This is a genomic window from Streptomyces sp. NPDC046909, assembly GCF_040644695.1.
Taxonomy (GTDB): Bacteria; Actinomycetota; Actinomycetes; order Streptomycetales; family Streptomycetaceae; genus Streptomyces.
Genome location: NZ_JBEYXC010000003.1, coordinates 381,101 through 393,901 on the forward strand (window position 1 = coordinate 381,101; position 12,801 = coordinate 393,901).

The 12,801-nt window shown below is 72.1% G+C and carries 13 protein-coding genes; 5 read left to right on the top strand and 8 right to left on the bottom strand.

What is annotated here, in order from left to right:
• Positions 1 to 38 precede the first annotated feature (38 nt).
• Genes ABZ928_RS10485 through ABZ928_RS10500 form a run of 4 tightly spaced genes read right to left on the bottom strand, consistent with a single transcriptional unit; the run spans position 39 to position 3,858 of the window.
• Positions 39 to 1,310, bottom strand: a complete 1,272-nt coding sequence (locus ABZ928_RS10485) for an FAD-dependent oxidoreductase (RefSeq protein ID WP_361516759.1) — start codon at positions 1,308 to 1,310, stop codon at positions 39 to 41.
• A complete protein-coding gene (locus ABZ928_RS10490; protein WP_361516761.1) occupies positions 1,307 to 2,101 on the bottom strand; it encodes an amino acid ABC transporter ATP-binding protein in 795 nt (264 codons plus the stop codon). Before ABZ928_RS10490 ends, ABZ928_RS10485 begins: the two co-directional genes overlap by 4 nt.
• Positions 2,098 to 2,883, bottom strand: a complete 786-nt coding sequence (locus tag ABZ928_RS10495; RefSeq protein ID WP_361516763.1) for an amino acid ABC transporter permease — start codon at positions 2,881 to 2,883, stop codon at positions 2,098 to 2,100. The genes ABZ928_RS10490 and ABZ928_RS10495 overlap by 4 nt, the downstream gene beginning before the upstream one ends.
• A gap of 12 nt (positions 2,884 to 2,895) precedes the next feature.
• A complete protein-coding gene (locus ABZ928_RS10500) occupies positions 2,896 to 3,858 on the bottom strand; it encodes a transporter substrate-binding domain-containing protein (RefSeq protein ID WP_361516765.1) in 963 nt (320 codons plus the stop codon).
• A 165-nt stretch (positions 3,859 to 4,023) separates the two neighbouring features.
• On the opposite strand from ABZ928_RS10500, the gene ABZ928_RS10505 reads away from it, so the two are divergent.
• Positions 4,024 to 5,190 (top strand): sugar diacid recognition domain-containing protein, encoded by a 1,167-nt coding sequence (locus ABZ928_RS10505; protein ID WP_361516767.1) that lies wholly within the window; start codon positions 4,024 to 4,026, stop codon positions 5,188 to 5,190.
• Between the two features lie 41 nt (positions 5,191 to 5,231).
• Here ABZ928_RS10505 and ABZ928_RS10510 read toward each other — a convergent pair whose 3' ends face one another.
• Entirely contained in the window at positions 5,232 to 5,684 is a 453-nt protein-coding gene (locus ABZ928_RS10510) for a DUF5707 domain-containing protein (protein ID WP_361516769.1), read from the bottom strand.
• 286 nt (positions 5,685 to 5,970) lie between these two features.
• Between ABZ928_RS10510 and ABZ928_RS10515 the strand changes: the two genes are divergently transcribed.
• Together ABZ928_RS10515 and ABZ928_RS10520 are read left to right on the top strand one after the other, a co-directional pair.
• Positions 5,971 to 6,567 (top strand): helix-turn-helix domain-containing protein, encoded by a 597-nt coding sequence (locus ABZ928_RS10515; RefSeq protein ID WP_361516771.1) that lies wholly within the window; start codon positions 5,971 to 5,973, stop codon positions 6,565 to 6,567.
• Entirely contained in the window at positions 6,567 to 7,529 is a 963-nt protein-coding gene (locus ABZ928_RS10520; RefSeq protein ID WP_361516773.1) for an NAD(P)-dependent alcohol dehydrogenase, read from the top strand. The genes ABZ928_RS10515 and ABZ928_RS10520 overlap by 1 nt, the downstream gene beginning before the upstream one ends.
• Here ABZ928_RS10520 and ABZ928_RS10525 read toward each other — a convergent pair.
• The 3 genes from ABZ928_RS10525 to ABZ928_RS10535 form a co-directional block, all read right to left on the bottom strand.
• Positions 7,526 to 8,425, bottom strand: coding sequence for an SGNH/GDSL hydrolase family protein (locus ABZ928_RS10525; protein ID WP_361516775.1), 900 nt, complete (start codon positions 8,423 to 8,425; stop codon positions 7,526 to 7,528). The two genes, ABZ928_RS10520 and ABZ928_RS10525, sit on opposite strands and share 4 nt — an antisense overlap.
• Before the next feature lie 52 nt (positions 8,426 to 8,477).
• Complete coding sequence (locus tag ABZ928_RS10530) at positions 8,478 to 9,932, bottom strand: FG-GAP and VCBS repeat-containing protein (protein WP_361516776.1); 1,455 nt, start codon at positions 9,930 to 9,932, stop codon at positions 8,478 to 8,480.
• Between the two features lie 134 nt (positions 9,933 to 10,066).
• A complete protein-coding gene (locus tag ABZ928_RS10535; RefSeq protein WP_361516778.1) occupies positions 10,067 to 10,624 on the bottom strand; it encodes a hypothetical protein in 558 nt (185 codons plus the stop codon).
• 252 nt (positions 10,625 to 10,876) lie between these two features.
• Between ABZ928_RS10535 and ABZ928_RS10540 the strand changes: the two genes are divergently transcribed.
• Both ABZ928_RS10540 and ABZ928_RS10545 read left to right on the top strand, forming a co-directional pair.
• Positions 10,877 to 12,034, top strand: coding sequence for a sensor histidine kinase (locus tag ABZ928_RS10540; protein WP_361516780.1), 1,158 nt, complete (start codon positions 10,877 to 10,879; stop codon positions 12,032 to 12,034).
• Positions 12,031 to 12,708, top strand: a complete 678-nt coding sequence (locus tag ABZ928_RS10545; RefSeq protein WP_361516782.1) for a response regulator transcription factor — start codon at positions 12,031 to 12,033, stop codon at positions 12,706 to 12,708. Before ABZ928_RS10540 ends, ABZ928_RS10545 begins: the two co-directional genes overlap by 4 nt.
• Positions 12,709 to 12,801 lie beyond the last annotated feature (93 nt).

Consider the following 12,801-nt stretch of genomic DNA (forward strand, 5'->3'; position numbering starts at 1 on the left):
ACCGCTCTATCCGCCTATCCGCCTATCCGCCTGTCCACCTATCCACGCAATCGGTCGAACCGGAACGCCCGCAGCGCCCGCGGCCGCTCGCCGGTGCGGATGTACCCGGCGAGTTGGTGGCCGGTGGCCGGGCCGAGGGTGATGCCGAGCATGCCGTGGCCGGTCGCGGCGTAGGCGTTGTCGTGGCCGGGGACGCGGTCGATGACGGGGAGGCCGTCGGGGAGGAAGGGGCGGCCGCCCACCCAGGGGTCGCGGATCAGGGCGACCAGGTCGTCGGGGTCGTCGAACCAGTCGCCGAGGTAGTGGCGGCTGGCGAGGGCGACCGCGACGATGCGGCGCCAGTCGAGGCGGTTGTTGTTGCCGCTGAGTTCCATCGTGCCGCCGATGCGGGTCGTCGCACCGATGGGTGAGGCGACGGCCCGGCGCTCGCCGAAGTAGAGGGTGTGGCGGGGTGCCGGGTCGAGGTCGACGGAGAAGCTGTAGCCCTTGCCCGCCTGGAGCGGCAGCGGGCGGCCGAGGTGGTGGAGGAGGGCCGGGGAGCGGGTGCCGGCCGCGATGACGACGGCCTGGCAGGGGATGTCGTCGCCGTGGCCGGTGGTCAGTGCCGTCACCCGTCCCGCGACGGTCGTGCGGAATCCGGTGACCTGCGTGTGCTCATGGATCTTCACTCCGGAGGCCGACAGGGCCTTGCCCAGCCCGCGGGCGAAGGCCTCCGGGTCGACCACTCCCTCCCCCTCGACGAGATACGCGGCCCGCACCCCCGGCGCGAGGGCGGGGTCCAGCAGGCGTGCTTCGTCGCCGGTGGTCACGTCGTCGGGCAGCCGGTAGCGGCCGTCGGCCATCTCCCGCTGGACGGCGAGGTGATGGCGGGCCTCCGCCGCCGACAGGAAGGCGTGCACCATGCCGGGGCGGGTCAGGGTCGTCTCCACGCCCGCCTCGCGCATTCCGTCGAACAGGTCGAAGGTGTCCCGGTTCAGCTCGGCGATCGCCGTGTACCCGCGCCGGAAGGCGGCGGGTGTGCTGCTGCGCCAGAAGCGCCACAGCCACCGGACGAACGCCGGGTCCGGCAGCGGCCGCAGGTACAGCGGGGAGTCCGGGCGGCCCAGTGAGCGCAGCGCGTAGCGCAGCACGCCCGGTGCCGGGACGGGGGTGGAGTGGCTGAGGCAGACCCAGCCCGCGTTGCCGCGTGACGCGCCCGAGCCCAGCTCCCCGCGTTCCACCACCTCGACCGGCAGCCCGGCCTCCGCCAGGTAGTACGCCGTGCACAGCCCGACGACACCTCCGCCGATCACCACCACGGGCCCGTTCATGCCCCGCTCCCGTAGGCGGCGAGGAAGGCGCGGGTGCGGGCGTGGGCGGGGTGGTCGAGGACGTCGGCCGCGGGGCCCTCCTCCACGATCCGGCCGCCGTCGACGAAGACGACCTGGTCGGACACCTCGCGGGCGAACGGCAGTTCATGGGTGACCAGCAGCATCGTCATGCCCTCGGCCGCCAGCTCCCGCATCACGCTGAGCACTTCGCGGGTGGCCTCCGGGTCCAGGGAGGAGGTCGGTTCGTCGAACAGCAGGACCTCCGGCTTCAGTGCCAGCGCGCGGGCGATGGCGACCCGCTGCTGCTCACCGCCGGACAGCTGCTCGGGCCGGGCCAGCGCCCGGTGGGCCACACCGACCCGGCGCAGCAGCGCCACCGCCCGCTCCAGCGCCTCCTGCTCCGGGACGCCCGCCTTGCGCTGGGCGAGGACGACGTTCTCCACGGCCGTCAGATGCGGGAAGAGATGGAACCTCTGGAAGACCATGCCGACCGTGCGCCGCAGCCGCGGCAGATCCCGGCAGACGGTCCGGCCCTCGCGGTGGACCACCTCACCGGCCACCTCGACCGTGCCGCCGTCGGGCTTCTCCAGCAGGTTGACGCAGCGCATCAGCGTCGTCTTGCCGCCGCCGCTCTGCCCGATGACGCTGACGATCCGCCCCCGGCCGACCTCCAGATCCACGTCATCCAGGACGAGCCTGCCGTCGAAGGACTTGCGCAGCCCTTCGATCCGCACGACCGCCTCGGCGGCGGTCCGCGCAACAGTGTTGTGGGTGGTGACGGGCTCGGTCATCCGGCCACCTCCTTCCGTACGTTGATGGCGTCCAGGTCGGTCGCGAGCAGCACGCGTGCCGCCCGCACCCGGCGCCGCCGCCCCGGGGACAGCGGTACGCCGGCCCGTACCCCGCGCTCCAGCAGGAGCAGGAGTTGGGAGAGCGGGTAGCACAGGGCGAAGTAGAGAGCGGAGATGACCAGATACACCTCCAGCGCCCGGAACGTCGCCGAGGTGATCAGCCGCCCCTCCGACATCAGCTCCGCGGCCGACACGGTCACCAGCAGGGACGTCGACTTCAGCAGGTCGACCAGCATGGTGCTGGTGCCGGGCAGGGCCAGGCGGACGGCCTGCGGCAGGACGACATGGAGGAAGATGCCCGCCCTGCCGATGCCGAGCGCCTCACCGGCCTCCGTCTGCCCGCCGTGCACCCCGCTGATCGCGGCGCGGAAGATCTCGGAGAGGTAGGCGGCGTAGAACACGATCAGTGACAGGCATCCCGCGCTGAACACGTCGAGCCGGATGCCCGCGGAGGCGAGTCCGAAGTAGGTCAGGAAGATGATGGCCAGCAGCGGGACGTTCTTGAACACCTCGGTGTAGACCGCGGCCACGGCCCGCAGCGGCCAGGCCCCGCTCAGCCGCGACAGCGCGACGGCCAGGCCGAGGAGGACCGCGCCGCAGAAACTGACGACGGTGTACGAGACCGTACGGCCGAGGGCGTCGACGAGGTCGCCGCGGTAGTCGGACCAGGGGACCTGGAAGAGACCGGACGCGTACAGGTGCGTGTGAGGAAGACCGGACATGTCAGCAGCCCCTCACTGTCCGAGGGCGGGCGGGTTCCAGTCGGCCGGCCGGTCCACCCCGCGTCGGGCGGTGGCGACGTCCGCGGCCGGCTTCAGGAACTGTTCGGGGTCGCCGCCGTACTTCTTCACGAGCTTGGTCATCTCGCCGTTGGTGTACATGGCGTCGATCTCCTGAGAGATCGCCCGCTCCAGCTCGGTGGCCTTCTTCGGCAGGTAGAAGCCGGTCTGGTACGGCTGGAAGTAGGCGTAGGCGGGCTGCTTCTTCACCTCGGCGGCGGTCGGCGGGGTCAGGTACTCGGTGGTGATCTTCAGGTCGGGGCGCTGTTTCTGGGCCGCGATGATGATCAGCGGGTCGAGGAAGCCGACGTCGATACGGCCCGCGCCGAGGTCGTCGAAGACTCCGTTGGCGTCCGGGTAGGCGTGCAGCTCCGCCTTCGGCACCGCCTGGATCGACTTGACCCACACATAGCCCTCGACCGTGCCCAGGTTCAGGCCCTTCAGGTCGGCGACCGTCCTGTACGTCTTCCCGTCGCGGACGGCCATCGCGGGCGGCGAGTAGTACGGCGGGTCGGTGAACAGGCCCTGCTTCTGCCGGTCGGCGGACCAGGCGACCCCGCCGACGGTGATGTCGACGCGGCGCGACTGCACGCCGGCGAGCATGCCGGCGAAGTCGGTGACCTGGGGCCGTATCTCCAGGCCCAGCTTCTTGGCGACGTAGGCGAGGATGTCGCCGTCCAGGCCGACGATCTTGTCACCCTGGACCGAGGTGTAGGGCGCGTACGGCTGGACGGCCACCTTGAGGACGCCGGGCGTGAGCGTACCCAGCGCGGCGGTCTTCGCCGACACGTTCGTGGGGGCGTCGTCGCCGCCGGAACCACAGGCGGCGGTCAGGGACATCAGGACCGTCGCAGCGAGCGCGAAGGCGAGCGGGCGGACGCGGAGGGGGCGGACGACGAGGGGGCGGACACGGAACATGGGCTGAGCCCTTCCGTCGCGGGGCGGGGTGGGATTGGGCCCATACGCTAGGGATCACCCCCGCACGGCGTCACTGTTCACTCCGTACGAATGTCTGGCCGGAATCGTGCGCCGCCCTGTACGGTCCGTCCATCCCAGTCACGCCCCGCGGCGGGAGGACCGACCGTGCTGAGCCCCTCGCTCGCCCAGGAGATCGCCGGGGACACCTCCGCGGTCATCGGCTACAACGTGCTCATCACCGACGCCGACGGTGTGGTCATCGGCAGCGGCGACCGCAGCCGCGTCGGTTCGTTCCACGAGGCGTCCGTCGAGGTCATGCGCACCAAAGAGGCCGCCACGCACAACGCCTCGCAGGCCCAGGCGCTGCGCGGAGTGCGGCCCGGCGTCACCCTGCCGCTGGTCACGGGCGGACAGGCGGTCGGAACCGTCGGCATCACCGGCACCCCCGCGCAGGTGCGGCGCTTCGGACTGCTCGTCAAACGCCAGACCGAGATCCTCCTGAGGGAATCGGTCATGCTCCGCTCCCGGCTGCTCGCCGAGCGCGCCGCCGAGAAGCTCCTGACCGACCTCGCCGCCTACGACCCCCAGGTCATCGAGGCCGACAGTCTCGTCTTCCGGGCCGCCGATCTCGGCTTCGACCTGCGCCTGCGCCGGATCGCCGTGGCCTTCGAGGTGACCGCGCAGCCGCGGGCCCCGCACCGGGACCTCGGGCTGGTCCGCTCCGAGATCCTGCGCACGGTCCGCGAGGTCTTCGCCGACCCGCAGGACATCGTCGCCGCCACCGCGCCCGGCCGGGTCGGCGTCCTGCACCGGCTCACCGCCCGCCGGCCGGTGGACTCCGTCGTCCTCGACTGCCGCCGGGTCATCGACGCCATCGCCGCCCAGGACGGTCTCGCCGCCCGCGCGGGCATCGGCGAGCCCGCCGCCACCGTCGACGCCCTGCACGACTCCTACCAGGACGCCGGCGAGGCGCTCCGCCTCGGAGCGCGCCGCCCCGACGGCGGACCCGTCCACCCCATCGGCGACCTACGGGTCCACCAACTCCTCACCGCGCTCGGCCAGCCCGCCCGCACCCGCCTCCTCGACTCCACCACCGCCCGGCTGCGCACCCAGCCGGACTGGCCCACCCTGCGGGACACGATCACCGCGTGGTGCGAGAGCGGCTACAACCTCGTCCGCACCGCGGCCGCCCTGCACATCCACCGCAACACGGTCGTCTACCGCATGAACAAGATCGAGCAACTCACCGGCCGCCCCCTGCGCGACCACCACACCACCCTCGCGCTCTACCTCGCCTGCCTCACCGACCACTTGACGCCTCCGACGGACTGACGACCGCCCGCCGCCGACGTCATCACCCAGGTCAGGTCAGGTCAGCCGACGGTGAAGTCGACGGCCTCGGTGTCCAGCGTGGTGGTGCCGTCCTCGGCGGTGGCGAGCACGGCGACATGCCAGGTACCGCGCGGCGAGGAAGCGGCATCGCCGACGGTCACGGCAGCCGTGTACGCGCAGCGCACGGTGCCCGAACCGGCAGCCTCGCAACGGGCCGACTCCGCCTCGTTCATCTCCTCGGCGGTCAGCTGCTTCGCGGCGAGCCCGGACTTCTCCGGCCAGGCCAGCACCTTGACGCTCTTGACGCCCGAGGACGCCGTGACCTCGGTGGAGAAACTGAACGAGCCGTCCCGGGCGCCCTCCGGGGCGGTGTAGCGCGCGGTGCTGTCCGCGAGCGCGGGCGCCTGGTCCCCGGCATAGGCGAGAGCGAAGGCTCCGGCTCCTGCGAGGACGACGGCACCGGCGACGACGGACAGGGCGATACGACGGGACATGTCGAGTACTCCGTAACTGGCTCGAACGATCTCGGCTGAAGACACCCGACGCCCTCGTTCGCGCCGGTGCACCGATGCTCGCAACGCACGGGCACCCCGGACCTGAGTACGGACACTCAACTCGTCCTGGGCGATAGGCCCGGGCCACCCGCCGGATCACCCAGAGGCCAGTGGCCGCCTCGGCCCTCGTCTCCTTGCCCGCCACAAGCTACTACTGGTAAGTTACGGTTGGTAGGTAAGCTCGGACGGATCGGTGAGGTACATGGGCGAGAGCGCCGGAGCCGGGGTGGTGAAGCGACGTCGGGTTTCGGCGGCGGAGCGGAAGGAGCTGCTGCTGGAGACGGGCCTGCGCCTGGCGCGTGAGGGCGGGGCCGGGGCGCTGACGCTCGCAAGGCTCGCCGACGCGTGCGGGGTCAGCAAGCCGATCGCGTACCAGCACTTCGCGTCCCTCACCGGGCTGCTGCACGCGATGCTCCGGCGCGTGGGGGCCGAGTACGAGGAGGCAGTCATGGAGGTGATGGCCGCGCACCGACGGACGGCCACCACTACCGCCCCGACTGCTGCGACCACGGACGCACTGCGCGCCCTCTGCGACGCCTACATCGCCTGCACCCTGGAGAACGGCGCCCTGCACGCCGACATCGCCGCCGCCCTGATCGCCGCCGGCGAACCCGCGGCCGCCGTCCACGTCGATGACGCGGAGCGTTACGCGGGGCTCGTGATCGAGTTGCTCGGCCTCGACCAGCGGAGCGCGTACGCGGTGACCGCCGCGTTCCTGGGCGCCGCGGACCGTCTGTGCGAGGCGGTGGCCGCCGGGCGCCTCACCGCCGGTGAGGCGACGGACGTACTGCTGCGGCTCTTTCCCACGTCGGGACTGGCGTGATGGAAGCGGTACTGATCGACCCGGCCGGGAAGGGTGCCGAGAAGTTCCACCTGGGTACGGTGCCCACCCCGCGCCCCGCCGAGGGCGAGATCCTCGTCGAGGTGAAGGCCGTCGCGCTGAGCGCGTGGGAGAAGGGGTTCGTCCTGGACGACGACCCGCGTTCGCTGGCCCGCAGGACCCGGAAGCGGGGAGTCGTTCTCGGGCTGGAGTTCGCCGGGGTCGTCCGCTCGGACGGGCGGGGCTTCAGGGCGGGGCAGCGGGTCATGGGCGGGCCGCATCTGACCAGGGGCGAGAAGGCGCTCGCCGAGTACGTCAGCGTCCGCGCGGAGTATCTGGCCGAGTTGCCCGACGCCCTCGGCTTTCCCGACGCGGCCGCCCTCCCCATCGGCGCCGAGACCGCCCTCACCAGCCTCGACAAGGCCGCCGTACGCGACGGGGACCGGGTCCTGATCGTCGGTGCGAGCGGCGGGGTCGGGGTGTACGCCGTGCAGATCGCCGCGTCCCTCGGCGCCGATGTCACCGCGATCGGCGGCCCGGACTCCCTGCCCCGCCTGAAGGAACTCGGCGCGACGACCGCCCACTCCTACCGCGACACGTCCTTCGACGACCTGACCGGCGCGTACGACACGGTCCTCGACCTCTCCGGAACCCTCCGCTTCGGCCAGGTCCGGCGGAAGCTGTCCCCGCGCGGCGCGTTCGTCAACGCCAACCCGCAGAAGGACCTCCCGGGCCTGCTCACCTCCCGCTTCAGCCGCCGCAGGACGCCTTTCGTCTACGTCGCCCACTCCTCGGCGGCCCAGCAGACCCGCGTCCTCGACCTGGTCGCCCGGGGCGAGGTCCGGCCCGTCGTCGAAGAGACCTACGACATCGGCCGGTTGAGCAGGGCGTTCAACGACCTTGCGGGGAAAGGCCGTTGGGGGAAGATCGTCGTAACCCTCCAGTCGCCCTCACCCCAGGGCTAGTCGCCCTCACCCAGGGCGGACTTCACCAGGGCCGCCGCAGCCTTCATCCCGGCCTCGTTCGCGTGGTAAGTGGCCCGGCCCGAGGCCGGCTTGTACTTCTCCAGCCACGGGTCGGCCGCGCACATGTCGTGACCGTGGCTGGCGGTCGCGAGGCGGACCAGGGTCGCGCCGGTGTGGTTCGCCGCGTCGATGTAGGCCTGTCCCAGGCGGGCGGCGACGCCCCGCTCGAACGTCCGCTGGTCGGCGGTGAGCGGTACGCCGGTGCAGCCACCGGTGTCGGGCAGGAGGGTGAAGTAGCTGACCAGGAGGACGCGCGCCTGCGGGGCCCTGGCGTGCACGGCGTTCACGACGTTCTCGATCTTCTGCCCCACCCCGCCGAGCGCGGTGCTCATCGCGGCCCGGTCCACGCTGCCGCAGTTCGTGCCGCCGCTGTTCTGGCAGGAGTAAGTGACCGCGCTGCCTATGTAGTTGGCGTCATTGCCGCCGATGGTGACGGTCACCAGGTCGGTCCCGCTGTTCACCGCGTTGATCTGCGGCGGCTGCGAACCCTGCTCGGTGGTGAGGATGTTCGCCGTCGTGGCACCACTGCACGTGACGTCCGTCAGCCTCGCCCCGATGTCCCGGGCCACGATGCTCGCGTAGTTGTTCCCCGACCGACTGCACGCCGCCGCCCCACTGCTGGACTGCACCGGCGGGATGCTCGGCCCCGCGGCGAACGAGCTGCCCATCGCGACATAGTCCAGCCCGGCAGCGACGGTCGAGGCCGATGAGGTCTTCGACTGCCCACCGGAGCCGTCCGCCGTCGCACCGCCCCCACAAGCCGTGAGCGTGAGGGCGCCGACGGCCAGGGCCGCACAGGCCATCAGGGCGTTCCGTCGGGGGCGGTCCGTCGCCACGGGCTTCTCCTGTCGTCCTGGTTCATGGGGTGCGGTCCGCCGCAGTGAGGGTTCAGGACCCCGACATGACGTCCCCGAACACAGGGTCCTGCCCCGCCTTCCCGATGCCCACCGACGCGGCGCCGAAGTTCACCGCGCCGGTGGTGGTGATGCCGGAGGTGGAGCCGCGCAGGATCCAGACGGCGCCGTCGTCGCTGTTCTCGCCGGCCGCGCCGATGGAGAGGTCGGCGCGGCCGTCCTTGTTGTGGTCGGCGAGGTGGACGGCGTCGCCGAAGAGGTCGGAGGACTCGTTGGCGCCGGGGACGCCCGCGGTGTCCTGGCTGAAGAACTGGGCGCCGGTCCCGGTGAGGCCGGAGGCGCCGCCCCGCAGTACCCAGACCGCACCCGTCTGGTCCGCGGCGCCGATGGACTCGAAGTTCGCGGCGACGGCGAGGTCCGGGTAGCCGTCGCCGTTGACGTCGCCCGCGGCGAGGGCGCTGCCGAAGGAGTCCCAGTACTCGTCCGCTCCCGGCACGCCCGCGGTGTCCTGGGTGAAGACGGCGCTGCGCGTGGTGTCGACGCCGGCCGTGCCGCCGTAGAACACCGTGGCGTAGCCGCCCTTCGCCGTCTGGTCCGTGACCGACGGGTAGTCGGTGCCGACGGCCAGGTCGTCGTGGCCGTCGCGGTCGAAGTCGGCCACGGTGAGGGTGCTCGACCCCTCGCCCGCCTCGGTCTGGAGGGTGGGCCCGGTCGAGGCGCCCCGGTAGACGAAGTTGCCCTTGAAGGAGCCGACCACCACGTCGTCCGTGCCGTCGGCGTCGAAGTCGCCCGCGGCCAGCTGGACGACCCCGTCGGGGTAGTCGCCGGTGTTGATCCGCGTCGCGTCGAAGCGCAGCTTCCCTGCCGCGCCGCCGGACTTGGTGAAGCCGCCCTTGAAGATCCACACGTCCTTGCCGGTGGAGCCGACCGCCAGATCGGCCTTGCCGTCACCGGTGAAGTCGCCGACCGCGAGGGACTGGCCGAACCGGTCGTGGCCCGACGCGTTCGGGTCGCTGATCGCCGTACCGCCCGTCAGGCCGGACGAACTGCCCCACAGGATGGTCACGGAACCGCCGTCGGCATCGCTGCCCACGTCCTCCAGCGGGGTGCCCACGACGAGGTCGCCGTAGCCGTCCCGATTGAGGTCGCCGTGCGCGAGTTCGGTGCCGAAGCGGTCGGAGGTCTCCGAGCCGCCCGGTACGCCGGTGGAGTCCTGCGACGTCGTCTTGTGACGCGCGGCGCTGATACCGCTCGACGACCCGTAGTTGACGACGATCGCGCCCGCCTTCGCCTTCCCGCCCGCTACCGCGCCCGGCGCGCCCGTCGCCAGATCGCGGTAGCCGTCACCGTTGAAGTCGTCGGCCAGCCCCGACGCGGCGGCACTCGCGCCACCGGGCAGCGAGACGACCAGACCACCGGCCAGGGCGGCCGCGACAGCGGCTCCCAGGACGACGGGACGCCGGGAACGTGTGTGATGAGGCCGGGGCATGGGTTCCTCTCCAGGGCACGGACGGGGACGGGTGCTGACTCTGGGAAGACCTCTGGTGGGCCTGAAGGGTTGTAGGTGCAAACAGTTGTGGTTGTGAAGAGTTGTGGTTCTGAAGAGCTGCGGTGGCGCACGCCTCAGGTACGGCCCCACAGCGCGACCGCCAGCCGGATCAGGATGGCGCCGACCACGACGTGGAGCGCGCTGGTGAGGACGGAGTCGGGCAGGGCGGTCAGGAAGGCGAACAGCGGCAGGACGACGGCGTACCCCCACGACGGGACCCTCGGGAGGACCCGGGCGCGGATCATGGCCGCCCCGAACAGGGCGCAGCCCACGGCGAATACGACGGCGGAGGCCAGGAACACGGGGACGGTGGGGCCGGTGAGGGTCTCGTCGACGACGTCCTCGTCGAAGTAGAACAGCACCAGGTTCGACGCGAACGCGGCCCCGCCGAACAGGCCCAGGCCGACGAGGTTCACCGTGACCCCGGTCCTTCCCAGCCGCCCGGCGGCCGCGGCCTGCCGCTGGTGCAGTGCGGGGAGCAGCGGCAGGGCGAACGCGGGGGCGAGGGCCAGCGGTACGCCGGTCGCCGAGGTCTCCCCGGTGAACGCCTCCACCAGACCGGGCACGGCGATCAGGAGACCGGACAGCACGCCGAACAGGGCGCCGGCGCGGGATGCCGATGAGTTCGGCAAGGTCGATGAGGTCGATGAGTTCGGTGACTTCGGCGAATTCGATGAGGTCGATGACGTGGCTGACGACGACATGAGGCTGCTCCCGTTGTTCGGACCGTGAGTGCGGGTCGCCAACGTAGGAGGCGGCGGGCCGGACTCGGGAGGTGAAGGACGTCATGCGTCGAGGGCCGGAAGTCACCTTCCTACAGGCGTTGTTGAGCTGTTCGGCACCTGTCCCGCTTAACCTGACCGGACCGGCTGAGGGGGTGCGCGATGGGGGCGTATGTGCCCGTGCGGTGGGTGGCGCCGCTGCTGTACGGCGTCGTACTGGCGGGTGGTCTGTACTCCGCCGCGGTCGGTCCTGAGGACGGGCGGCCGGGGGCGGCGGGGTGGCGGACGGCCGGATTCGCCGTCGCGATCGGGGCGTTGTTCGTCCTGGAGGCGGCCGGGCGCCGTCGGGCCGCCGCGCGGGTGCCGCTGTTCGTGGGCCGGTGTGTCCTCGTCGGGGCGGTGGTGCTGCTGGACGCCTCCGGGCTGTCCCAAGTGCTGTTCGTGCTGGTGCCGTTCACCGCGTACTTCGCCTTCGGCCGCACCGCCGCGCTCGCGCTCGCCGCGCTGTTTCCCGCCGGGCTGCTCACCGCGTACGTGCTGACCGCACCCGGCTGGTACCGCCGACAGGAGCGGGTGGCCGACCTGTTGATGCTCAGCGTCGGGCTGGTGCTGGCCGTCTCGATGGCGGCGGTGGCCGTCGGTGAGCAGCGGGCGCGGCGCGAGGTGGAGGCGTATGCCGCGCGGGTCGCCGAACTGTCCGCCGCCACCGAGCGCAACCGGCTCGCGCGGGACATCCACGACAGCCTCGGCCACCATCTGACCGCGATGTCCGTGCAGTTGGAGATGGCCGCGGACTTCCAGGACCTGGACCCCGACGCGGCCCGGCGGGCCCTGGAGGAGGCACGGCGCTCGGTGCGGCTCGCGCTGGGCGACGTACGGCAGTCCGTGCGGGCCCTGCGGGACGGGGCGGCGCGTCCCACGCTGGCGGTGGCGCTCGCCGCGCTGGCGCGGGACGGGGCGGCGCGGCCGCGGGTCACGGTCGAGGTGAGCGGTGACGAACAGGGTTACGGCGAGGCCGAGTTGACCGCGCTGTACCGGGCGGCGCAGGAGGCCGTGACCAACGCGCGCCGGCATGCGGGGGCTTCGCGGGTGACGGTGGTGGTCCGGTTGGCCGAGGGTGCCGCCCGGCTGGAGGTCACGGACGACGGCTGCGGCTTCCCGTCACAGGACGACTCCGCGGGGTTCGGGCTGCTCGGGATGCGGGAGCGGGTACACCTCGTGGCGGGGAGCGTCGATGTCGACAGCGGCCCGGGCGGCGCCGGCACCCGGGTGACGGTCACCGTCCCGCGCGGGGCGGCGAAGGGGGCGGCCAGGACATGAGCGACGAGGAGCCCGAACAGGCGGCGCCCGTACGGGTGTTGGTGGTGGACGACCAGCGGCTCATCCGGGACGGCATCGCCTCCCTGCTGTCCGTCCGGCCCGGCATCGAGGTGGTCGGCACCGCCGTGGACGGCCGGGATGCTGTGGCGAAGACGTTGGAGGCGGGGCCGGACGTCGTGCTCATGGACGTCCGGATGCCGGGGATGGACGGCGTGGAGGCCGTCGCCGTGCTGCGCGAACGGGCGCCCCGGTGCCGGGTGGTGATGCTGACGACGTTCGACGACGAGGAGTACGTCGTCCAGGCGCTGCGCGCCGGTGCGCACGGCTACCTCCTCAAGGATCTGCCGGCCGACGAACTCGCCCACGCGGTCCGCCTGGCACACGCGGGCGTCACCCAGCTCGACTCGTCCGTCGCCCACCGCCTGACCACCTTCCTGCCACGGCCCGACACCGCCCCCGAAACCGCTCCCGAAACCCCCGCCGTCTCCCTCAGCCCCCGCGAGACCGACATCCTCCGCCTCCTCGCCCACGGCCACACCAACCGGGAGATCGCCGCCCGCCTCTATCTCAGCGAGGGCACGGTCAAGAACCACGTCTCCCGCATCCTCCGCCGCCTCGCCCTGCGCGACCGCACCCAGGCGGCACTCCGCGCCCGGGACCTCGGCCTGCTGTGAACTCACCCGGTGGCGTGAACTTCTCCCCGTATGCCCCAAGTGACAAAGAGAACTGGCGTTTTGGGGTGTTGTATCCGGCCTAGACTCCGCCCT